Raw genomic sequence first — 23,756 nt, 5'->3', positions numbered from 1 at the left:
AAATGACGATCAGGGTTGCAGTCATTGATGATCAAACATTAGTAAGACAAGGCATTGTCAGCTTGCTCAGTCTGGCACCGGATTTAACTGTGGTAGCGCAGGCTGCCAATGGTGCCGGCATCGTCGAACTGATTGCACAGCATCAGGTTGAAGTGGTACTGATGGATATTCAAATGCCCCAGGTTAGCGGCATTGATGCGCTGCATCTGCTGGCTGCTGCTGCGGTGGAGGTCCCGGTGATTATTCTGACCACTTTTGATGACAATGAGCGGGTGTTGCAGGCGATGCAGGCCGGCGCCCGTGGTTATTTACTCAAAGATGTCGCGCTGGAGCTGCTGGTGGACGCTATCCATACTGTGCATGCTGGTGGCAGTTTATTACAACCTGGTATTACCGATAAAATTCTGGCGTCTTTTCTGGGCCGGAAATCGGCGTCTTCAGCCCCAGAGCCATTGGCCGGACCGGACCAACTCTCAGGCAAGGAATTGGAAATACTCAGATTATTAGCAGCAGGTTTTAGCAATCGCGAAATTGCCAGCGCAGTATTTAAATCTGAAGGCACAGTGAAAAATCAGGTGTCGGCTATTTTGGCAAAACTTGGGGTGCGCGACCGGACCAAAGCCGTGTTAAAAGCGATAGATTTAGGATTATTAGGCTAAACGCCACTGGCGGAGGTTTTGATGACACAACAACTTGGATTGGTCAGTGTACTGGTGGCCGATTATGATGAAGCTATTGATTTTTATATCGAAAAACTGGGTTTTAGCCTGCAGGAAGACAGCCCACAAGGCAACAAACGCTGGGTGGTGGTCTCCCCGCGCCAAAGCTCTGGCTGCGCTTTATTACTGGCCAAAGCCAGTGATGCCAGCCAGCAAGCCATGATCGGTCAACAAGGCGCAGGCCGGGTCTGGTTATTTTTACAAACCGACGATTTCTGGGCAGATTATCAGCGGATGTTGGCTGCAGGTGTGCAGTTTCTGGAGCAACCCAGACAGGAGGTTTATGCCACTGTCGTGGTGTTCTGTGATCTGTATGGTAATAAATGGGATCTGCTGCAACGCAATCACTGAGCCAGTACAGCTGAGCTGGTAGAGCTGAGCTGGTAGAGCTGAGCTGGTAGAGCTGAGCTTTTCGCTTTAATAATTCATTTGTCGGCATTTCATTTGATCTTTATCAACTGCGCTGTGTTTTTCTGTTCGCGCTTTATGGCAAAGCCGCTAAACTTAACCCCAGGATTTAAGCCAACCTCGGCTTAGCACTGAGGTTGATTCAGCGGCAACACAATTGCCAAGGCAACGGCAGGGAGGTGACATTCATGCACCGGCAAACCACACTGGTCCAGGTCAGTCATTGTTTTGAATATGCATGCCAGACAGTTTTTGACTGCTGGTTACAGGAATCAGCTACCGGCCGCTGGTTACTCACCAGCCATGATGCTCCTACGCCTGAAGTACAACTGGATGCCAGAGTTGGCGGCCGTTTTCAAATCAGTCAGCGCCGCCAGCAAGGTCCTTTATTATTAACCGGCCAATTTCATCTGATTGAACCACCGCATCAACTGTTGTTTAGTCTGGAAAATGTCCAGCAGCCAGAACCGGACTTAGTCCGGTTACAATTTAGCCCGCACCCTTTTGGCTGCGAATTGACGGTGCATCATCATTTACCGCGCTTGAGCAATGAGCAGCAACAAAAGCTGGTAGAACGCTGGACCAATATTCTGATGAGATTAGCGGCCGATTTAAATGATCAGCGTCAATTGCCAAAACGCAGCGCTCTGCCGCGGTTATATCCGGCTTTGCGGCTGTGATCAGGGGCTGTTGTTAGCCTGAGCTATGCACCTGGGCTGTAATCCCAAGCGCAATTGCGGCTATAATCAGCAGCCTTTTTTCAGCCGGAACTGCCGATGTATCTTTGCCCGCTTTGCCAACAACCACTTTTAGCAAACCCGCAGGGGCTGGCTTGCGCCAGCCGTCATCAGTTTGATCGGGCCCGCGAAGGTTATCTGAATCTGTTACCTGTGCAGCAGAAAAAATCGCTGGATCCGGGCGACAGTGCCAGCATGATCGAGGCGCGCCGCGCCTTTTTGCAAGCTGGTTTTTACCAGGCCTTATCGGATGCGGTGAATCAACAGTTGCTGGCATTACCCCTGCCAGGCAACGCAGTGCTGCTCGATATCGGCTGTGGTGAAGGCTATTACAGCGCCAGAATGCAACAAAGTCTGCAGCCATCCCACCCGCAACTGCAATGCTTTGGCATTGATATTTCTAAAGCTGCAGTCAAAGCTGCCGCTAAACAGTACCGGCAACTGCAGGTGGCAGTGGCCAGCAGCTATCAGTTGCCCTTTGCCAGCCAAAGCATCGATGCCCTGCTCAGAATTTATGCGCCATCCAAAGCGACAGAGCTAGCCAGAGTATGCCGGCCTGGCGGCTATCTGCTGACTGTCACACCAGCGCCAGAGCATCTGTTGCAACTGAAACAGCGGATTTACAGCGAGGTACGGTTACATCCTGCCAGTGTCGCCACTGAAGCCGGCTTTAGCCACCAACAGCGCCAACGGCTCAGCTGGACTTTTCAGCCCGCGGATGCGGCGGCGCTGTCGCAATTACTGCAGATGATCCCATTGGGTTATCGCTTCAGTGCCGACAGTCGCCAGCAGTTGCTGCTTGATTTACCGGCCATCAGCCTGGATTTTTATCTGGATCTGTATCAACGCACTGCTGATCTGTAAGCGCCCTGCTCAGGGCGCGACCTGCAGCTCGCTCATCGCTTGTTGCGCCAGTTGCTGCAATTCATCATCTGACCAGGTAGCCGTTGTCATTTCGGTGGCTGGCAACTGTGGCACAGTCCAGTCCGCCAGCAACTGCGACTCTGCTATCTCATCGGGAGTAAACAAAGGTTCCAACTGCTGCGCAACTTTGCGAACTTTCTTTTTCCGTTGTGGCGCCGGAGCCGCCTGCGGTTGGGTATCGAGCATAGTCGCCCAGAAATAACTGGATAACTCGGCGACTAAATTACTCTGGCCGTTCAATAACACCACCAGACCCAGGCCTTTTTCGGTCGAATAAGACAAATCGGTGCGATAACCTTTCACCAAACCGCCATGATAATACAGATTATGCCGGCCAAATTTATAGATGCGGGTACCTAAACCATAATGTGCTGCCGACACATAAGGCCCAAAAGTGCGACCGGACAAATTGTCGGAAGTTTTCACTCTGGGTTGATGAATATCAGCCAGTACTGCCGGCGATAACACTTGCGGATGATGGCCCAGTCTGGCAATTAACCATTTACCCATATCCATGGCACTGGCATTGACGCCAGCGGCTGGATTGACCCGGTAATAAGTCGGTACCACTTTAGCTTCACCCCAGCCATTGCGTATTTTCACATGCGGCATGGCGCGGTTTTTACTGGCCAGAAAGGCGGCATAACCGACTGAGGCATTGTGCATTTGCAGAGGTTTAAAAATTCGTTGCTCGATCAGCCGCTCATAAGGCGTATTGGTGGTTTTCAGCAACACAGTTTCAATCAGACTGAATAACACATTCTGATAGCCATAACATTTACCGGGCTGACAACGCGGATTGATCCGGCCAAATCTGGGCAGGATCTGCGCCGGGGTCATATTGGCTTCGATCAAATCATCAAAAGCATTGGCACTTAAGCCAGCATTTTGCGCCAGTAAATGTTCAACCTTCAATTGTGCGGTCATATTCGGACTGCGAAAACGAAAACCCGGCACATATTTAGTGACTTTGTCATTCCAGCTAAAGCGGCCTTCATGTTCCAATTGGGCCGCCAGCCCGCCGGCAAAGGTTTTCGACACCGATGCCAACCGGAAAACCGTATTGGCGTCCACTTTGGCTTTCGCGCCTTTAGCACGGACGCCATAAGCGCCAACCCGAACAATTTTATTATCTTTTACAATGACATAAACACCACCAGGGATGTTATTTTTTTTCATCTTGCTGGTAAATTCACGATGAAACTCATCGGAAAATTGACTGACAGCAGGCGCAGCAGCCACAGCTGTGGACAGTAACAACATCCCCGCGAACAGAGAATACTTCAACATAATACCTTCCGGGATCCACCTTGCCTGGCTGGGCAGCACAAGCCTGCGACACACTGCGGTTTGAAGTTAACCTGCAGGAAAAGCAGCCAGCATTTGTGGGATCAATTGTTCAGTCAAATATTGCCGGTCAGTGGCATTCACCTGTTCAGGCTGCCACTCACCGCTCGCATAAGGTGCCAGCGCCGGTCCTGCCAGATAACAGCATGCCGGCAACCAGCCTTGTTCCGTCTGGACTCTGACTTGTTTTTTCAGATAAAGACCAGAATCCAGCTCTTCAAAATAATCCAGCCTGGCGACGGACTCAGCGTCCACATCCAGCAGTAACTGACCTGACTGACTGGCACCGGCGGCAGGGAGTAACACCGGCACCGGTGTTTGCCCCGGATTTTTACTCAGCCCATAACGACGATGATCAGGCAATTGCGCCGGGATCATCTGGAATTGACGGCCGGTAATCGCACTAACAATGTCCGGAAACATCAGCAAACCATAGACAAAAATATGTGCCCTATCAGCCATGTTAAGCTCCTTGTGCGAAATCGCGCCAGGTCAGAAACAGTCGCAGGTCCAGTTCCAGTTGATGATACTGGGGTTCCATATACTGACACAATTGATAAAACGCCTTGTTGTGATCTTTTTCCTTTAAATGCGCCAGTTCATGCACCACAACCATGTTCAGGATAGGAAAAGGCAGCTGTTTTAACAAGCTGGCGACACGGATTTCATTTTTACTTTTCAGTTTGCCACCCTGTACCCGACTGATTTGGGTATGAGTGCCGAGCGCATTATTGATGACATGAATTTTCGGATCAAACAGCACTTTACTCAGCGGTTCGCTGCTTTTCAGAAAACGTTGTTTCAGTTGCAAAGTCAGATCATAGAGTGCTTTATCGGTCTGCACCTGGTGCTGCATTTGCGGATAACGTTGTTGCAAAATACTGCCAAGCTTGCCTTGCTGCAGTAATTGCCGCACTTGCTGTTGGATTGGATCCGGGTAACTACCCAGGTAAATCAGGTCTGACATAACGCAGCTAAATCCACTGACTGAACATAAGGCAGCCGCGTCGACGGCTCAACGGGGTGAAGCTGGCCATTGTAGCCAGAGTCCGGCACTATGCCCAGCATTTTTCACCCTGGCCATCAGGGCGCACAGGCCGTTACAGCAGCCGGATTAGCGGCAGCCATTACAGCGACAGTGGATTGCGGCTGAACCCAAAAATCTATCGTTATGATATGCTCCTGCGTTACGTTTGATCTGGCAGTGTTTGCTTTCATGCCTGTGCACTGCATTCAGACATTGGACGAACCAGTTGGCAACAAGGGGTTAATTGATGCAGGATTTTTTTCAGCGCTGGTATCACAGCGTGCTTTTGGCTGTTATCGCCGCTTTATGTATCACGACCAGCGCAGTGGCTACAGAGCCGCAGTCAGCACTGTATCAACTGTATCTGGTCAGGCACGCCGAAAAACAGCAGGTCAGCAGTAATGAGTCGGATCCGGCATTATCCGTTTGTGGACTGGCGCAGGCAAAAGCGCTGGCGACTTTATTGCAGCAGGTCCAGTTACCGACGCTTTATCATAGCCCTTATCAACGTACCCGGCAGACGGCCAGTGCTTTGTTGCAACAAGGCCGTCAGTTACAGCAGTATCAAACGGCGGAAGCTGCTACTTTGGCGCAGCAACTGCTGCAACAACAACAGTCAGCACTAGTGGTAGGTCATAGTAATACCGTTCCTGCGCTGGTCAGCCTTCTGACAGGACGCGAAGTGCCCGCCATGCACGAACAGCAGTACGGACTGATTTATCAGCTGAATTTCTCAGGCCGGCAATTGCTGACATTACAGCTATTGCAACTGCCAGTTCCTGCCGCCTGCCAGCCGGCAGCTCGCTAAAGGCGGGCTGTTAATGTCCGGTCTTCAGTTGCAACAGGCATAACACTTCGGCATGGCTGGTATGCGGGAAAAAATCAAACAACTGCGCTTTGAGCAACTGATAGTCGGTTAATAGCGCTAAATCTGCCGCCAGCGTCTGCGGATTACAACTGGAATACAATAACCACTGCGGGCGCAACTGGCTGACGGTCTGGCAAAGGCCGGCCCCCAGACCACGCCTGGGTGGATTGACCACCAGCAAATCCGGGCTTTGTTGTTGCGCGCTGGCAAAAGCCGCCGCATCCAGCGCCTGAAAATGAAAATCGCTCAGTTGCATCTCGGCGGCAGAACGACTGGCGCAAGCGATAGCAGCGGCTGAAATCTCAATCCCGGTCAGACTACGGCCCGGCTGTGCCAGATGCAGTGCAAAGCCTCCCACCCCACAGAACAAATCCCATACTCTGACGAGTGGCAGCTCAGCCGTCCAGTCGCGCGCGGTCTGATACAACTGCGCCGCCAGCTGTGGATTGGTTTGAAAAAAGCCTTGCGGTTGCAGATACAAAGGCACGTCATTTAATCGCTCCGCCAGCATCTGAGCCTCGGTCAGGATAAACTCCTGTTCACCTTCCAGCACAGCTTTATGCTCTGGCTGCAGATTAACAGAACACACTTCCAGCTCAGGCCATTGTTGTTGGAGTTGCGGCAAATATTTGCGGATCGCCGCCAATTGATGCTGCGAGCGCAGCACAAACCTTAATAACCAGCGGCCGCTCGCCATGCTTTGCGTCAGCAAAATATATTTCAGTTCACCCTTTTTTGTCAGCAGATCATAAGGTTGTAACTTCACCAACTGGATAAAAGCCACAATATGGCTAAATGCAGTCGCAAAAGCAGCTGGGTATAATGGACAAGCGCTCAGATCCAGTGGCTGCTGTTGCTGGTCGATAATGCCCAGCACCGGCGCCTCAGCAGATCCCAGCACCACCATTTTTGCTTTATTGCGAAAATGCAGTTCGGCACTGGCCACCGGTGGTAACAGTTCGACTTGCCAAAATGCAGCCAACAATTGTTGTAGTTGTTGCTGCTTAGCCTGAAGTTGCAGGGTATAAGGGGTTGCCATGGCAGAACAGGAACGACAGCGATCTGCGGCAAAAAATGGACAAAGCATGACAAACTGACTCAAGCGAAAAACGCTGATTTTAGCAAAATTAATCGGGTTATGCCGCAACTAACATCAAGCAAGCGCCGGTTCAGTCGCAGCACAAATCTGATTGCGGCCATTTTGTTTAGCGCGGTACATCGCCTGATCCGCAGCGACCAGTAACGCACTAACGTCGGCAAAATCCCCCATTGAACCATAACCGATACTGACAGTAATCTGCTGGGACGCAGCCTGGTCAGCCAAAGCACTGAATTGCAGCTGTTGTGCCGATAAATTTTGCCGGAACCGTTCAGCGGCACTGTGCACACCGGCAGGGGCAGTATTGCTCAGAATAATGACAAATTCTTCGCCACCCAACCGACCTATGATGTCGGTATCGCGCAACACTTGCTCAAAACAACGGATGGCATGTAACAGCGCTTCATCACCGGCCTGATGGCCATAACGGTCATTGATTTGTTTAAAATGATCCAGATCACACACCAGCAAACCAAAGGGGATGCCCTGTAACTGATAACGGCTTTCATGCTGACGGAGCAACTCCAGGATCACCCGCCGGTTCCAGACCCGGGTCAGGGCATCCCGATCCGCCAGATCACGGATCCTTAAAATCAACCGGCTGAGCGCACAACCAAAGGCATTAATATTCATCAACAGCGAAAACACCAGCAAAAAGCCTAATTGCGGTAACGCCTGCAGGCTGGTCATATTCATGTTATAAACAATCAGCGGGCTGTCGGCCAACACCAACAGCAGGCGCAGCAAAAAAAACAAACTCATCATCGCCAGCGGAAAACAGACAAAAGCAGCGGTGCGGACTGAATACAGCAAGCGCATCGGCTGATAAGTCGCCATAGTACAAGCACTGAGTAGCGTCAGACTGATGCCGGAAAAAATCACAGCAGCCATTTTTTCTGAGCCCAAGCTCAGTTGCGAGCACCACAACAATAAAATGGCGGCAGTAAAGCTTAGCAATGGCCAGCGCGGCAACGGCGGCTGGCGAAACAAGGTGCGCAGCCCAAGGTAAAACCAGAAAAAACCACTGAGCAACAATGCATCTGATAAAGACCAAGTCCAGAAACTAGCCGGTAACTCGCGATAAATCAGCAAGATCACGGCAACAAAACTCAGACTGTTCGCCACCGAAAAATAACGGCTGGCTCTGAAACAAACCCGCATGCCATAAGCAGAAAATAACCAGGCCAACGCTGAAACCAGATTTAACAAACAGATCACAAGTAACAATAACCGGGCCGGTTCAGTGGTCAGTTGCAGCATAAATGTCATTCTGTACCCTAAGTCGTTAGTGTCAGCATAATCAAGAATTGCTCAACTAGCGAAATGTTTCTGAGTTCTGTCACAGCTTCGGCTTCTGCTACGGGCCCGAGTCTCGCATCAGCCTTGTTGCCGAAGTTTATCAGTGGGCTTAAAATGCAAAAAGCCCACGTCAATACGTGGGCTTTTTTGAATCTGGCGGAGAGAGAGGCCTTCAAACTTAAGGTGTAAGCAGCTGAAATTGAATGATTTTCATAATTGCAAAACATCAAAACACCCCCAATAAAACCCCCAAGCCACCTAAAAAAATATCTTTTCACTTCCGCATTTTTTAACGGGGTAAAATCGAATCCGATGCACAAATCCGCATCAATTCCTTTTTTCGGATTAGCCAATTAGGTTTAAATTTACCAGAATTGACTGCGAGTTGCATCCGCAAAAGGATTTTGTTGCGTAACTGGGTGACAAAGGCACACCAATTCATTTCATGAAAATTGTCTGTTGTCTAAAATCCTGATGGGAAATTTCGCTAAACAAGGTTTAAAGTCCTTTAACGAATTCGTACCGAAAACAGCTTTGTTGCTGTATTTTCCGAAATCGTTGTTATGTATATAAATAGTTATAAAATTTACGGATAGTCAAAGTGTAGTGGTCAACTAATTTTGGCCACATCGTTGTAGCCAAGCCAGTACCTGCGCTCGGATTCATTCGGAGCCAAACCACCGTTATAGTGATGTGGCCTGAGCTGGCTGTAATAGCCCAGCATGTAATTCAGTATCTCTCGTTCTGCTTGAGCAAATGAGCTGTAACCTACGGTCGGAACCCATTCTGTCTTTAAGCTTCTGAAGAAGCGCTCCATCGGGCTATTGTCCCAGCAATTACCACGACGACTCATGCTTTGCCGAATTTGAAAGCGCCACAGCAATTGCCGGAACTTGGTACTGGTGTAATGGCTGCCTTGGTCTGAATGGAACATCACTCCTTCAGGCCGACCTCTGGATTCAAACGCATGACTAAGCGCCTTGCCGGTTAATTCACTGTCAGGCGAGAACGACATGGCCCAACCAATTGGTTTTCTTGCAAATAAATCCATCACTACAGCTAAGTAAGCCCAGCGGTTGCCTGTCCAGATGTAGGTCACATCGCCACACCACACCTGATTTGGTTTGGTTACGGCAAACTGGCGCGCCAGCAAGTTTGGGATATCAATCCGTTCACTGCCTGTCTTTTTATATGAATGCGCCGGTTGCTGGCAGCTGATAAACCCTAGTTTTTCCATGCATTTAGCCGCCAGGTATCGGCTCATTTTAACACCCTGAGTGCTTGCCATCGTTGCAATGCTGCGAGAGCCTGCGGAGCCATTGCTGGCATCAAACAGCTCACGGACTTTGCTTAGCCGAACAACCTGCTCTGGCTGAATCGCCTTGGGCTTTTTCCAATACTTAAAGCTGCTGCGATGGACTTCAAACACCCGGCACAACTGCGCCACGGCATAACTCTGCTTGAGCTGAGCAATTATCGTGAATTGTTCAGCGAGTCCGACATCAAGAGAGCTGTAGCCTTTTTTAGGATTTCTTTTTCCAGCTCTATCTGTTTGATTCGCTTCTCTAATTCGCGAATTTTAAGTTGGTCTGGCGTCATCGGTGTGGCTTTGGGCGTGATGCCTGAGCGCTCTTCACGCAACTGCCGAACCCATTTATCCATGGTGGATTTACCAACATTCATCGCTGCCGCTGCTTTAGCAACCGAGTAACCTTGGTCGAGCACCAGTTGGGCACATTCCAGACGAAATTCTGGGCTAAAAGTAGGTCTTGTCTTTTTGTTCATCATGTCACCTAATTGCTTACGAGGTATAGCATAACACCTCTAATCAGGTGGCCAAATTCAGTGTGCCACTACAAAGGAATCCAATAATGAAAAAATCAGGAACGATTTATTTTTCGCGAATGCAACTTTAACGATTAATGGCTGTGTTAGTGCATCCAAATCTAATGGACTGTAAACGTATTTCTCGTTCCTATTGTGTATGCCTGACTGAGATTGTGTTTTTTAGCTCTTCTATCGTAATGTAGCTAAAAATAAATTACCTAAATTTAACCAATTCCAATGGAATTGGGGTTAGGCAACAAATATCTGCGAAACATACTAGCAAATGAAATTTCATTCTCGATATCAGCAGGAAAATCTACCTTGTTGTATAGCATCCGTGCTGCTGCGCCTGTAGAGGGTACAGGTAAAACCAGAGCATGTGGATGTATCTTTCTAAACATTTTAATCTCTTCAGCAATTCCCTCCATTCCTCCAATTATTACAGCAGCATCAAAATTCCGGCTTCGGATCATTTCATTTCTCATCAAAGTTAAGCTAAGGTCCAGATCTCCACTAACTGCCGGCGTATACCTAATATCTGAAAAATTAATAAGTCCGTTGCCCGTTTGACGAGGGAACAACTCGCTTTGAAATACGGTTATACGCTCTTTAGGATAACCTGTAGTTGCAAAATATAATGACACCAATGGAGTAATTGCGGGATGTCCACCGAAAGTCAATGTACCGATCGGAGCAATTACTTCAATCAACGCTCTAATTGATTCCCTAATCAGAAAAACATCAGCCGTTTTGAAATAAACACGATTACGTTCAGGCAGTGGTACACTAGCAGATAAGAATATATGTTTCATCGAGTTAGCTCCTGTAGAACGGTGGGTATCTCCGACATACATATGTTTCTAATCGGCAAATGGTCATCTAACCAACGTAAATGTTTTACCCAGTTCTGATGTAGGCCTCGGCTATCGTATATTACCCAGATAGGGTCCGAGGAATTTCTAACAGACGTAATAGAATTAAATATTACATTAATCCGATCGGAAGTTGGGCGCCCAACAGCAGGTACTACAGCAACAGAGTGGCCAGGTGCGCTAATTGAAATCCATCGTTCAGGTTGAACAACTGGCGTGAGGCCAATATCTCTTGCCGCATCACAAAAGTTATCAACAAGATGGGCATAACGTAGTGCAATAGCTTGCGCTCGCAACTCTTCTGCACGTTCACAAATCGCTGTTAGGACGTAGTCTTTGATTGAGGCTCCACGACCAGGGTTAGCTCGATTAAAGTCCGAAATTTCGAGTTTCATAAAGCGGCTGAAAGCGAAAGCAGAATCTTCCTTCTGACCAGGCCAAAGTAAATGGAGTGTTTGAATACCCAGCAAATTTGCTTGAGCAAGTTCAGCTTTTGTCCATCTTCCTTCGCGAAACCCAGGAGTATCAATAAGCACAATCACATCAACATCTGACATTCTACTCCACAACTCTGCTTGAAAATCTACAGCGGGAGGTACAGACCTGACATCAATAAAAACATCAAAACCACGTTTGTCTAACTCCTCGTATAAACGGTCAGCAAGTGGTTGAGACCCCTTACGCCGATAGCTGATGAATATGCCCCGTTCTTTACGTAGTAATCTGAATACTTCAAATATTAACGAAACAAGTCGATGCAAATTGCCGCCATTCACCGGCAATTCGAGCACATTTATATGCATTAAGTTGGGAGGGATTTCTTGCGAAACAACTAACTTCGAAGACACAACCGGAACAACAACTATTGAGTCGTCTAACAGCTTATCAAGAAACAATGAGGTGGCTGGAGCGCGGTTGCCAAAATAAACAGCGACTGCAGGCTTGTTTCGATCGTAAGTCGAAATGTTGGTCTCGCCCAAGAATGAGAAACTATCCGATGACAAACCAAGATCGTCAGCTCTGCGAGACACTAATTTCCGAAGGTCAATGAAACGCTGATCTAAAACACCCAATGCTATTATTTGATAGTAGCTTTTGTTCATATATAAAAACCTTAACGCGGTGCATAAACTCAGCTTTTTGTATAATTACGAGTCGATTGCAAGGCAATTATTAATATAACTAGAAAATCATCAAGAGTAATGACCATCTATTACAATAAACGGCCACCAACAAAAAACTCGCAAATACTCTAGTAGTCTTTTCTGATTTTTATTGCGGTCTCTATCCAGCTGTCGAGATTTTTAGAAATATAATCATACACTTCTTTGCTATCACTGTAAGGAGGGTCGTATGTCTTAACAATTGAATCTAGTTTTTTGTTATCTTTTTTCATTTGAAAATGAACAAACGGATTGGCACCTTTCTTCGATTTTTCACTTTGTGCATTTTTAAGATTGTGTATGTACACACCTAAAACACCTTTTCCATCATTCCATGACTTCTGGATTTCGTAATCGATCCACTTGCGTTTTGCTGTTTCTGCACCAATCAGGACAATGGTACAAGTCCTGCCACTAAGTTGCGTATCAATCCAATTCTGGATCGCGACATCACCACCCCTTTTTACTGCCTCCCAATCGTTATCTTTTGCTGGTTTGTTGTCTTCAATCGAACCAATATTACGTATTTGGGAAACTCTCCAGTTGTCAGGTATGTAGTGAAAGCTATAGAAAACTTGTCTTGCCATGACACTCTCCATTCATATTACAAAAATACTAATCTTAATAAAAATATATTTATCCGAATGAAACTTCAAGTGAAATTTACTTTTTTAGGTACGACTTGCTATACATGGATCTTTAACCTAATCGTTCAAGTAAATGTGAGCATCATAAAAATTTTGGTGTGTTCAGAAGAAATCTAGCGGTGTTTAAAATCGATGTTGCAATGAGGATCTCTAATCGCGTTCGAACTCGGGACTCAGAGTATGTATGTAAAACTCATGATTTTCATTACCGACACAAAATGTCGACCCGCTTAAGAACACTGCTAACTTCTATATCTTTCAAATTTAAATGTAGTTGACCAGCACCACCATTAATGTATGGTTTTCTATGACTTTGGGGAATTTTTTGTATCCGAGACTATTTTTAGACGATATGACTTCGGCCTAACTTCCCTTCTTAATCAAAGAACGTCAGTCCGTGTTCTCTTTGACTGCAAAGGCAATCCACAAACTTGTACGGAAAACTCGAATTCTACTTTGTTGCGTGAAATTTCTTTCGTGTTCCTATTGACCGGTTCAACAACCAAAGGAGCACATATTGATGAACATTTCACTTTTCGACGACGAAGACGATTTTGACGAGGAGTATCCTCGCGTCTTTTGCCACCATGAAGAAATGAAAAACCTCAGCAGCCATTTATACCTGCAACATCAGGGCGCGTTAAATGGCAAAATTAGTGGCGATGATCCGTGCGAGGACAGCATTATTGCCATCAGTCCCAAAGTATTTTGCCTTCTGATGCTTGCGAGATACGACCTGGTATTTAGCCCAATCAGCGCTAATCAAGACATCGGTGTGTTGCTAGAGTGGAAAATTAATTTTGGCAGATTGTGTGTCTACAGTAAGACACAATCAGCATGGAACACCCCGCACTCTGGCAGCGAACACATTGGACTTAATTTTCTATTTGAAAACATAAGCGTTGGTATGCTCGACCCAGTTCGTGCGAAATTCCCAGATTTGCACCTGGTTTCAGAGCCGACATCAACGTTAGTAAACGTGGCGTTGGACTACAAAATCGAAGATGGTTGTTATCTGAATAACATCAGCAGCGCTATCTACCATTGGTTAAACAGGCTCTATGAAGTTGAAAGCTATATAAACGGAGACCACGAAGACCATTAGAGTCCAGCTTTTATCGGCTAATTTTTTGAACAATTAGCCGATATTATTCATTTATTTCCAACTCAACAATTCGATGCTGCGAACTCACATTTCCCCCGCTTAGGGTCTTAAAACCAAAGGCCTCCAAGCGTATCGGAAGTCGATAGATTAAAACTATCTTATGGCCATAATAGCTATCAGGCAGCAGTCTATCAGCAAGATAAACCGCGTCATTTTCCGTCAGGGGGACGCTGCGGAGCCAGTTAAAACTGTTCAACTTTAATCATGTAATGTTGTGGTGAAGCACAAATGCTATAGCATTTGAAGTGGAATTTAATTACTTGCTCCCCTTTTCCCTTTCACTTTTTCTTTAATCCATGCCGGAACTTCGCCAAGTTTCGGTGCAGAATCAATTTCAAATAGATGAAGTAGTAATGTGCTTAGATCCGAATCAATATCTAACTTAGGTATTGCAAGTTTGGATTTCATGTAAATAGGAGTATTCTTCTCAAAATCACCACAAGCAATTACAATATACTTTGTATTCATCTCCCCTTGAAGCATCATGTCGCCTTGGATAATCATGGTTTCCCACCCTACACCAGCTTTTCTCATGTCTGCCTTTTCTGCGTAATGCGAGTCACAAATTAGAAGAACTTTACTTGCTTTGATTAGCTCGTTAGTCATCCATTGTGGCAAGTCCATACCTGGCCTTAAATGAAATCTATCAAGACGAGCGTCGACGCCGTTTTCACACAGTCTCAATGCGAGTTCATAAACCCAATTTTTGATAGATTCATCTTTCCAAGAGTATGAAATAAATACGCGAGGATGTTCAATTACACTATCATCGTGCGGATTCTCATTTAAGTTTCTGTCAGATAGAATATGAAATACTCTTTTGTCAGGAACATATACATTAACGCTAAGTGCTTCGTTACTAAAAACTCTTTGATAAACTTCATATACATCTTCAGGATCTAGCGCGCCCGCACCTGTGCCAAGCAAAGGGATGTTTACAATCGAACAGTTATTTTCATTGCAAAACCTAACAATATCTAAAGATATTTTTTCGATTACCCAAATTTCTGATCTAACAATTTTCGGATTTACAGATGCTGCATACCCTACAAAATCTGCTTTTGCATACCGAGCTTCTGTTGATTGCGCTCGTAGACTTCCAAATGGCATATGCTCACTCGGAAAAGGCAAATTATTTTGTACAATTTCACTTTCAACCCAACTAGTCACAGAACCTACTGAACTACATGGTAATACTACTAAGTCACATTTTTCATCAAATACACTACCGCGTTTTATTTTTAGCATAAAACTGTCACCTCAGAAATACCGCTAGCTTTATTGAGTCGTCATACCTAAAAGCACCTGATTTAATACATTTTCAATATTTTATTTGAGCGTCGGCTATGTCGCTAAACCCACTCTTCCCCAAGGCTCTCCGCCTGCGCCAACACCAACTGCACCGCGTCATCAGCCAAATCCGGTGGATACTTATACTTACGCAAGATCCGTTTAACCATCAAACGCAAACTAGCGCGCACGCTTTCGCGTTTGCTCCAGTCGATGGTGATGTTTTTGCGCAGGTTATCGGTGAGCTCATGGGCGATTTTTTTCAGGGTTTCATCACCAAGCTGCAGCACAGCGGCTTCGTTGTTGGCCAATGCGTCGTAGAATTTCACTTCGTCATCAGACAGTCCCAACTGCTCACCGCGCTTGGCGGCTTCTTTAAATTTCTTGGCCATTTCGACTAGTTCTTCCATCACCTGCGCCGTCTCAATGCTGCGGTTCTGGTAACGGGTGACGACGTTGCTGAGGAGTTCTGAAAACTTCTTTTGCTGAATAATATTGGTCGAAAAGCGCGACTTAATCTCGCCTTCAAGCAGCCGTTCAAGTAGTTCAACTGCCAGGTTTTTCTCGGGCAGGTTTTGCACTTCCGCTAAGAATTCATCGTCCAGCAGGCCAATATTCGGTTTTTCTAAACCGACGGCTGCAAAGATGTCGACCACCTGATCGGACACAATGGCCTGACCGATGATTTGCCGGATAGCGAGCTCTTTTTCTTCATCGCTACGCTTTTTATCCGACACATCCTTCTTCGTCAGAATCACTTTAACTGCCTGCAAGAATGCCACTTCATCACGGACAGCTTTGGCTTCATCCATGGTGCAGCAAAGGCTGAACGCTTTACTCATGGCCAGCGCATTATCAGCAAACCGTTTTTTACCGTCCTTTAAGCCCAAGATATGATCGGCAGCACCAGCAAGTAATTTCATACTGCCTTTTGCAAAATCACTGTAGTCAAAGCCGTGTATCAGGCCACGCAGGATATCGATTTTCTCTTCTAGCACCGCCCAGGCTTCGGCCGTATCGACTGTTGGCTTACCGCGGCCATTACTGGCAGTGTATTCCTTTAAAGCCGATTTCAGCTCATTGGCGATACCAATGTAATCAACGACCAAACCACCTTGTTTGTCTTTAAATACGCGGTTTACCCGGGCAATCGCCTGCATGAGATTGTGGCCTTTCATCGGCTTATCAACATACAACGTATGCACGCAAGGGGCGTCAAAACCAGTCAGCCACATATCCCGCACGATCACGAGTTGCAGTGGATCTTTTGGATCTTTAAAACGCTTTTCCAGTCGCTTTTTAACCTGCTTGGAATAGATGTGCGGACGCAATAATGCTTTATCACTTGCCGAGCCGGTCATCACAATTTTGATGGCCCCTTTTTCAGGGTCTTCATCATGCCATTCTGGTTTCAGCCTGACGATTTCATTGTAGAGATGGGCACAGATATCGCGGCTCATCGCCACAACCATCGCTTTGCCTTGCTGTGCTTGATTGCGCTCTTCAAAATGCGCCACCAAATCAGCGGCAACTTTCGCAATACGTGGCTCTGCACCAACAATTCGTTCCAGTGCCGCCCATTTTGATTTCAGCTTGCTTTGATTTTGTTCTTCTTCATCTTCAGCCAGCTCATCCACTTCTTCATCAATTTGCGGCAAGTCTTCGGTTTTTAAACTGAGTTTGGCTAACCGGGATTCAAAGTAGATGGCCACCGTCGCTCCATCTTCTTTCGCTTGCTGCATATCGTAAACATGGATGTAATCACCAAACACATTCCTGGTGTCACGATCCTCACTAGAAACCGGAGTACCGGTGAAAGCGACAAAGGTCGCGTTGGGCAGTGCATCGCGCAAATGTTGGGCATAACCGACTTGGTAGACATGGTATTTCCCAGTCACTTCACCCGTGGCTGAATGCGAGGTTTTTTCTTTGAGCTTGGATTCAAAACCATATTGGGTACGATGTGCTTCGTCAGCAATCACCACAATGTTATGCCGGTCAGACAAGAGCGGAAATACGTCCTCATCTTCGCCTGGTGCGAACTTTTGAATGGTGGCAAACACGATACCGCCAGAGGGCCGGTTGGCGAGTTTGGCTCTTAGGTCTTGGCGTGTTTCAACCTGCACCGGCTGCTCTCGCAGTAAATCTTGTGCTAACGAGAACACGCCAAACAGTTGGCCATCAAGATCATTGCGGTCAGTAATGACCACAATTGTCGGGTTTTGCATCGCCGCTTCACGCATCACACGCGCAGCAAAACAGGTCATGGTAATACTTTTACCGCTGCCTTGGGTGTGCCAGACCACGCCGCCTTTGCCTTTTTGCGTCGACACATTATCGGTGCGGGAAGCGGTCACCACCTGAACAATTGCCGCTCGCACGGCGTGAAATTGGTGATAACCGGCAATCTTTTTGACCAAAGTGCCGTCATCTTCAAACAACACAAAAAAGCGTAAATAATCGAGTAAATAGGCGGGTGCAAATACACCACGGATCATTGTTTCCAGTTCATTAAACTGTCCGAGTGGATCTAATTTGACTCCATCAACGGTGCGCCATTGCATGTATCGTTCAGCATTACTGGACAGAGAACCCATCCGCGCCTGTGAGCCATCGGAAATAACAAGAATTTCGTTGTACTGAAACACATCAGGGATTTGTTCTTTGTAGGTTTGGATCTGGTCATAGGCTTTCCAGATATTGGCATTCACATCAGCTGGGTTTTTAAGCTCCAGCAACACCAGCGGCAAACCATTCACAAACAAAATAATATCAGGACGGCGGGTATGCTTTGGTCCCTTGAGGGTAAATTGGTTTATCGCTAAAAATTCATTGAAGCCCTGGCGGTTTTCCCAATCAATCAGATAAACAAAATCGCCACGAGTTTCGCCGTCCTTCTGATATTGCACCTGCACACCATTCACCAACAAATTATGAAAATGGCGGTTTGCTGTGAGTAACGACGGAATACCTAAATCCAACACCTGCTTGATAGCATCTTCCCGCGCCACCAAAGGAACCTGTGGATTAATTCGCGCAATAGCGTAACGAAGTCGTTCAATAAGGACTGGCTGTACGTAGTCTGCCCGTTCCGGAGCAGAACCATCGGGTGCAAGATCAACCCCTGAAACATGGGCATAACCGGTATCAGTTAACCACTGCAAAACTTCCTGTTCTAACTGATCTTCGGTCATACTTCGTCCCTGTTTTTATGCCGCTGCCGTACTAATCTGTTTGATACCTTGTTGCAGCGATGAAATCAAGTTTTTCGCGGCATTTTCATGTTCTAAATCATAAGGTAACGCTAATAACTGCAAGTCTGGACTAAACGAGAAGTGCAGTGTTTCAGCGTTGGCCGGAAATTTATCCCAGGCCGGGTAAATCAGTACTAAGGTGCCTTGGCCATTTAGGTATTTATGGCCATAAGCAAACATCTGATAAAAATCCTGCTGGCTTAGCCCATATTTGTCATCTTTGGCCGCGCCGTCTAATAACTTCCATTTGGTATCCAAAATCCAACGCTGTGTCGACTCTCGGGCAAGTCCAAGGCTCAGAGAAAGGTCTGGTTTGAGCAGGAACATGTCTTGTTGTAAGTGCTTGCATAACGAGTGTGAAGCAAGCTGAGTCTGCACATGATTGCCTTGGCCAGGTTGTTGCGCGACAGCTTTCGTCAGTTCTGAGGCCACATAACTCTCAAACAACTTTTCCATCGGGAATAACAAACTTAAACCACGCCAATCGCCTTGCACGGCCATCGGAATATGCTGATTGAGCACAAATTCGCACCATGGCTTTATCGCCTGGTAATGCGCCATCAGGCGGATATCCTGCCAGCAATGGAAGTCATGCGTGATATCAGTTGATTCCGGTAAGTCGTGCAGCAAACTTTGTAACTCATGTGCTAAGCGCCAGTTTTCGCTGTCTTGTGTGGTTACACAAATTTTAAGTAAAGCCGTTTTTAACAACCTGTTTTCGGGTCGGTCAGCACTGAACACATCATGTTGAATATGAAACAAATGTTCACGACCTGGTGGTTGCCGCAGTTGTTTTTGCACATCCAGGCGCCCCCGTAAAAACCGTTGCTGCTCTTCAATTCGGTGGTATTCAAAGCGCAGCCCACGCTTATAGAGCATGTCCAGTTCTTGTAAAAACTGCCGCATCAGCCATTCCGGTAAGGCGCTATCAAAGCGCTCAATACTGGCATGGCTGGTATTACGGCTATTAATATCAAGCGCGTTACAAATCAATTTGCATAAGAGCTTTCTGGCGCTTTCAATACAATTTGTTGCGCTTCGATGTTTTGGCAGGATCTCAATCACTTGCCCGCAGGGTGATTCCAGTACCCCAACAAAGTTATCCAGCCGTAACCACTGCTGATTATCAAGCTCCAACAGGGCTAAGCCATTTGCACGAAATTGCTGGCCAAGCTCGACTAACCAACGAAAAGCGCTGGCTGTGATCTGCGCGCGGTCCAGCGTATTTTCGGCCAGCTCAGCAAAAGTGAGACGGGCGTATTCGCGCACTACAACGGCATTACTCATGCCGTAATGACCTCATCCTGATAAATCAGCTGATAAGATTTGATGCTCTTAAACGCGTCTTGGTTTATCTCCCAGCGATCACGCGCCTTGATTTGTGACACGCATTTAAACAACTCTGTAATTGGTTTGCCGGCAACCTTGCGAATAAAAGCAATCTCCGCCGTTTTATTTTGGTCATTCAAAACCCAGGCAATGCGCTGCCAGTCCTCAAAGAAATACTCCTGCAATAGAGGTAATACCTTGTGCTGAAACACCTGCGCTAACTCAGCAAGATTTGCTGCCTCTAATGAATTTGCTGGGCGATACTCCGGATGCAAATGCATAAATGACGCATGGCCAATACAGTGGTCCTTGTCCAAAAGCACACTGATCCGCTCATTGATGGTTTTAAGCATCAACTCTAGGTCAATCACATTTTCAACAAACACCTCGGCCAGCAGTTCTGGCTGCGGTGGCATTTCAATAAAATCAAACCGCCGACGCAGCGCCAAATCCAGCCCCGCTAATGAGCGGTCAGCAGTATTCATGGTGCCAATAATATAGAGGTTATCCGGTACCGAAAACTTGTCGCCAGTGAGGGGCAACACCACCTCTAAAGGCTCACTGCCACCTAATCGTTTGGACGGTTCAATTAACGTAATCAGCTCACCAAAAATACGGGAAATATTGCCTCGGTTGATTTCATCGATGACCAAGACAAAGTTCTGACGCTCGACAGCCACAGTGCTTTGCTTCTCGCCCAAGGCTTTGATATGGCTTATCAAACTTTCGTAATAAGGCTGTAAGCCACCTTTAATCACACGCTGTTGGTTAAAGACCGCTTGTAAGGTAGTCACGGATAGTGAATGAACCGAGTCACCACCGCTTTTATCAAACCGGATAGTATTGTCATCAACCTCAGTAATCAAAAACGTCGAACGACGGGTAGTGATCGTCACACCTTCTGTCTGACTGGATAACTGCTGCAAAAACAGCTCCCAACAGCGGTCGAAAGACCTGCTTATTGGTTGTTGACCACTGTGTTGGTTGTCTTTGGCTTTTTGTACCAGCTTTTTAAATACACCGTTTTTCGGCGCATACTGAATTTGCCCGCTATCGCTGCTGGCAGTCAATCCCTCAACAAAGTCCTCATAACTATAACTTTGGTGAAAAGTCACAAACACTATACGGCCAGCATCGGTTAATTTTTTGTACTTAGCCTTCAGCTCGTCGCGGATATTCCAGCGGAAACTCGGTTCTGCAGCCCGCACCGCGGCTTCCATAGTGATGAAAGTTTTGCCAGTACCTGGTGGGCCGAAGAAGATTTGGTTTAATTGCACAGATTCATCTTGCGGCATCTGATTCTCTCGTTGCATTTCGTCAACATCTACAACCCCTGGTTTTTTCACTTTGTTGCGAGCTTCCAAAGCTTCGTATAACTGCCAAACCGCTACGTTGTTGGCTGCGATGTTCTCCATTTCAACCCCTGCATCCTGCAAACTATGGAGGATAAAAGTATTCTGGGCTGTCCAATCGTCAGTAATCTCAACATCTATAGAAAATTCATCTTTGATAGTTTTTAACACTAACTTGCCGTCTTCTATCTTCACTAATGTTGTATAAAGCCCTGGCGCAAATGTCGCAAACACCCGATGGATAAGTAAATATAAGTTTCTCGACAGCCTTTTTTCACGTTTTGCGTTCGACCATATCTCGTAAACTTTTTTTAAGGTTTCTGCACTTGGATTGTCTTTAATTAAATTCGTGAGATCCCGCAATAACTGCAGGTTATCATTGAATTCTTGAGGACGCAGAGCTCCGAGACCAACACTACAGATGCCATTAAAAGTGTCAGCCCAAATCCACTTGAGTTCTTCGTCTTGAATTTGCGTATTAGCTACCTTTAACAGCTCTGCCTCCTTTAACCGAGACTGATACTGCTGAAGCCACTCTGCCCCCGAATACACTTCATCTTGCTGAGTCCACTCAATAAACTGCCGAAGACTATGCACATCTTGGCTATTCGACCAAATCCGGTTTATCTCTTTAGCGACTGCCACTGGCACTAGTACGCCCGGCTTAAGCAACGATGGCTTAAATTCAGATTCATGCCGATCACAAATTCGCTCAATCAAAACTTTTGGCAGTAAACCTTCAGCTACTGTCTGCCGAACTTCAAGGATTTTGATGCCGATGTAGCGCCAGGTTTTCGTTTGGTCCTTCCAATAGGGCGCATCAAACGAGGGCTTCGTCACCACGGCTTTTGCGACAATGCCTTTTGGTGTTGGGTCATATCGCATTAAATAAACCGTATCGCCGATTACTGGCTGTTTGTGGTCACAAGTTATCGAAAACTCGGCACCGGTAATAAGTTCGGCAGATCCTTGACCATCCACCCGCAGCACACGATCTGAAGCCCACAACAAGGAATACACAAGATGAGTGGGCTCTTCGCTCGCGACGTAATCAGCCCATTGCTTTAATGCATTGTATGCAGTCTGATTGCCGTAAGCGCCGACTACCGCATGAGAACCGTGCGGGCTACAATCAGCAACAAGCTGACGAATTTTGTTTTTATCTGCAAGGGTCCAGATATCCACGCCAAGCGCTTCTTTGACATGGCTAAGACCGGAGCAATAGCTGTTAATTGACCCATCTGAATAACGGCGCAAACTGTTATCATTGTACAAACCGGTTAAGTATTCTTTATATCCATCACGACTTACAGGCATTATATTTTTACCTCATTCGCCCAGCAGCCAGCACTCGTAGCGTCGAAAAAATTTACATCTTGAATACCTGCATATTCTTTAAGCATTTCATGCATATAGTCTATTTCTTTATCCTTTTGCTGTTGTGTTTTCCCTATTGGATATACAGAAATTGCCACTCGTTTGCAGCCAGAGAGTGCAAGTTGCTGCAGAATATGCGTATCTTGTTGGCCAACCCCCCAACCAAAAATGGTGACACTTTCCTTTTTCTCGGGCAGCACTTGTTGAAACACGTGTGATAGGTATTTGGATTTCGCAATCGTGGTTATTTTGTCTTTGGCTGAGCCCTCACATACAAACAAGGGTTGGCCGTCATTGTCAGCCCAGCGCTTAGTAATTGTGTTGATCAGACCATCATCTTTGCTCAGAAGCTTACTTTCTTCGCCACCTTTGGTTTGATAGAGCGCCAAGTTGCCGTGCGGATAGTAAACAGAAGTTTTTTTCGGAACAGACTGGCGCTGAATGCCAATTTCAAAAAGTAACTTTGAAACACTGCTGGTTTGCTTACGATTTGGCGATTTCACAAAGCCATCTGTAAATCGTGTTTCACCCACATTCTCTGAATCAAGTAGTGCCCAATATACGATCAGGTCATAGTTGAGGCTAAATATAGTTTGAAAGCCAGCCATAAACCTGCTGATATTTCGTAACTTATCGTATTGAAGCGATCGTCGCTCAGGATGAACATCTTTGATAGTATTTATGAGTGCGCTGCGTACATCAGTATATGCTTTTCTTACTTTTTGACGTTGAGTCGGTGCTACACCGAATTTTTTGTTAATAAAGTCGGTTTGCCATAACCGGTATAAGACACTTTCAAAATCACGGTTATCTTTAACGAACTGTTCAAATACCTTTTGTGCCCTACTACTGATTAGATGTTTTCCGCAGCCAAAACGATATAGATGTGTATATTGGAAATTGTTGCTTAGGGCGAGGCTTCCACCATTGCCGACAATTAATGTGTCACTAAAATCGGCTTTTACATCCAGCCAGTCAATTAATGCCATAGAAAATACCTTCATAAACAACAGCATCCAGCAGACCCAGCGATACTTCAAGCTCTTGTAATT

20 protein-coding genes are annotated in these 23,756 nt (G+C 46.4%); 6 read left to right on the top strand and 14 right to left on the bottom strand.

What is annotated here, in order from left to right; translation table 11 throughout:
- The first annotated feature begins 2 nt into the window (after nt 1-2).
- The 4 genes from AC53GJ_RS06490 (at nt 3) to rlmA (ending at nt 2,728) form a co-directional block, all read left to right on the top strand.
- Nucleotides 3-659, top strand: a complete 657-nt coding sequence (locus AC53GJ_RS06490; protein WP_496731734.1) for a response regulator — start codon at nt 3-5, stop codon at nt 657-659.
- 21 nt (nt 660-680) lie between these two features.
- Nucleotides 681-1,070 (top strand): VOC family protein, encoded by a 390-nt coding sequence (locus AC53GJ_RS06485; protein WP_496731733.1) that lies wholly within the window; start codon nt 681-683, stop codon nt 1,068-1,070.
- A gap of 245 nt (nt 1,071-1,315) precedes the next feature.
- Nucleotides 1,316-1,807, top strand: a complete 492-nt coding sequence (locus AC53GJ_RS06480; RefSeq protein WP_496731731.1) for an SRPBCC family protein — start codon at nt 1,316-1,318, stop codon at nt 1,805-1,807.
- Nucleotides 1,808-1,903: 96 nt separating this feature from the next.
- On the top strand, nt 1,904-2,728 hold the full coding sequence (gene rlmA, locus AC53GJ_RS06475; protein ID WP_496731730.1) for a 23S rRNA (guanine(745)-N(1))-methyltransferase: 825 nt from the start codon (nt 1,904-1,906) through the stop codon (nt 2,726-2,728).
- A gap of 9 nt (nt 2,729-2,737) precedes the next feature.
- Here the strand turns inward: rlmA and AC53GJ_RS06470 are convergent, their stop codons facing one another.
- The 3 genes from AC53GJ_RS06470 to AC53GJ_RS06460 all read right to left on the bottom strand — a co-directional run bounded on the left by AC53GJ_RS06470 (nt 2,738) and on the right by AC53GJ_RS06460 (nt 5,102).
- Nucleotides 2,738-4,078, bottom strand: a complete 1,341-nt coding sequence (locus AC53GJ_RS06470; protein WP_496731729.1) for a serine hydrolase domain-containing protein — start codon at nt 4,076-4,078, stop codon at nt 2,738-2,740.
- A gap of 66 nt (nt 4,079-4,144) precedes the next feature.
- Nucleotides 4,145-4,597: a gamma-glutamylcyclotransferase family protein gene (locus tag AC53GJ_RS06465; RefSeq protein WP_496731727.1), complete on the bottom strand. Its 453-nt coding sequence runs from the start codon at nt 4,595-4,597 to the stop codon at nt 4,145-4,147.
- Between the two features lies 1 nt (nt 4,598).
- The gene (locus AC53GJ_RS06460) at nt 4,599-5,102 is read right to left on the bottom strand and encodes a M48 metallopeptidase family protein (RefSeq protein ID WP_496731726.1); all 504 of its coding nucleotides are present in this window, start codon (nt 5,100-5,102) and stop codon (nt 4,599-4,601) included.
- A gap of 307 nt (nt 5,103-5,409) precedes the next feature.
- Between AC53GJ_RS06460 and AC53GJ_RS06455 the strand changes: the two genes are divergently transcribed.
- On the top strand, nt 5,410-5,970 hold the full coding sequence (locus tag AC53GJ_RS06455; RefSeq protein WP_496731725.1) for a SixA phosphatase family protein: 561 nt from the start codon (nt 5,410-5,412) through the stop codon (nt 5,968-5,970).
- A gap of 10 nt (nt 5,971-5,980) precedes the next feature.
- On the opposite strand, the gene rlmC is transcribed toward AC53GJ_RS06455, so the two are convergent.
- The 6 genes from rlmC to AC53GJ_RS06425 form a co-directional block, all read right to left on the bottom strand.
- Nucleotides 5,981-7,069: a 23S rRNA (uracil(747)-C(5))-methyltransferase RlmC gene (gene rlmC / locus AC53GJ_RS06450; protein ID WP_496731723.1), complete on the bottom strand. Its 1,089-nt coding sequence runs from the start codon at nt 7,067-7,069 to the stop codon at nt 5,981-5,983.
- Between the two features lie 114 nt (nt 7,070-7,183).
- A complete protein-coding gene (locus AC53GJ_RS06445; protein WP_496731722.1) occupies nt 7,184-8,398 on the bottom strand; it encodes a GGDEF domain-containing protein in 1,215 nt (404 codons plus the stop codon).
- Between the two features lie 640 nt (nt 8,399-9,038).
- A protein-coding gene (locus AC53GJ_RS06440) for an IS3 family transposase (protein WP_496732760.1) occupies nt 9,039-10,213 on the bottom strand; the annotation gives its coding sequence in 2 pieces (ribosomal slippage) (nt 9,039-9,946 and nt 9,946-10,213; 1,176 coding nt in all).
- 266 nt (nt 10,214-10,479) lie between these two features.
- The gene (gene thcA, locus AC53GJ_RS06435) at nt 10,480-11,067 is read right to left on the bottom strand and encodes a Thoeris type III anti-phage system protein ThcA (RefSeq protein ID WP_496731720.1); all 588 of its coding nucleotides are present in this window, start codon (nt 11,065-11,067) and stop codon (nt 10,480-10,482) included.
- Nucleotides 11,064-12,230, bottom strand: coding sequence for a Thoeris type III anti-phage system protein ThcB4 (gene thcB4, locus AC53GJ_RS06430; protein ID WP_496731718.1), 1,167 nt, complete (start codon nt 12,228-12,230; stop codon nt 11,064-11,066). Before thcB4 ends, thcA begins: the two co-directional genes overlap by 4 nt.
- A gap of 149 nt (nt 12,231-12,379) precedes the next feature.
- Nucleotides 12,380-12,877, bottom strand: a complete 498-nt coding sequence (locus AC53GJ_RS06425; protein WP_496731717.1) for a TIR domain-containing protein — start codon at nt 12,875-12,877, stop codon at nt 12,380-12,382.
- Between the two features lie 580 nt (nt 12,878-13,457).
- Between AC53GJ_RS06425 and AC53GJ_RS06420 the strand changes: the two genes are divergently transcribed.
- The gene (locus AC53GJ_RS06420) at nt 13,458-14,042 is read left to right on the top strand and encodes a hypothetical protein (RefSeq protein ID WP_496731715.1); all 585 of its coding nucleotides are present in this window, start codon (nt 13,458-13,460) and stop codon (nt 14,040-14,042) included.
- A gap of 312 nt (nt 14,043-14,354) precedes the next feature.
- Here AC53GJ_RS06420 and AC53GJ_RS06415 read toward each other — a convergent pair whose 3' ends face one another.
- From AC53GJ_RS06415 to AC53GJ_RS06395, 5 genes are all read right to left on the bottom strand, one after another.
- Complete coding sequence (locus AC53GJ_RS06415) at nt 14,355-15,350, bottom strand: toll/interleukin-1 receptor domain-containing protein (RefSeq protein ID WP_496731714.1); 996 nt, start codon at nt 15,348-15,350, stop codon at nt 14,355-14,357.
- Between the two features lie 104 nt (nt 15,351-15,454).
- Nucleotides 15,455-18,586, bottom strand: coding sequence for a type I restriction endonuclease subunit R (locus AC53GJ_RS06410; protein WP_496731713.1), 3,132 nt, complete (start codon nt 18,584-18,586; stop codon nt 15,455-15,457).
- A 15-nt stretch (nt 18,587-18,601) separates the two neighbouring features.
- On the bottom strand, nt 18,602-19,933 hold the full coding sequence (locus tag AC53GJ_RS06405) for an McrC family protein (protein WP_496731712.1): 1,332 nt from the start codon (nt 19,931-19,933) through the stop codon (nt 18,602-18,604).
- Nucleotides 19,930-22,644 carry an McrB family protein gene (locus AC53GJ_RS06400; protein WP_496731710.1) on the bottom strand — a complete coding sequence of 905 codons (2,715 nt, stop codon included), beginning with the start codon at nt 22,642-22,644 and terminating at the stop codon, nt 19,930-19,932. The genes AC53GJ_RS06405 and AC53GJ_RS06400 overlap by 4 nt, the downstream gene beginning before the upstream one ends.
- Complete coding sequence (locus tag AC53GJ_RS06395) at nt 22,644-23,693, bottom strand: DUF4917 family protein (RefSeq protein ID WP_496731708.1); 1,050 nt, start codon at nt 23,691-23,693, stop codon at nt 22,644-22,646. The genes AC53GJ_RS06400 and AC53GJ_RS06395 overlap by 1 nt, the downstream gene beginning before the upstream one ends.
- Nucleotides 23,694-23,756: the final 63 nt, after the last annotated feature.

This window comes from Rheinheimera sp. B2H12 (assembly GCF_059620065.1).
The sequence above is the reverse complement of the archived record's forward strand: the minus strand, read 5'-3'. Positions and strand labels throughout refer to the sequence as shown.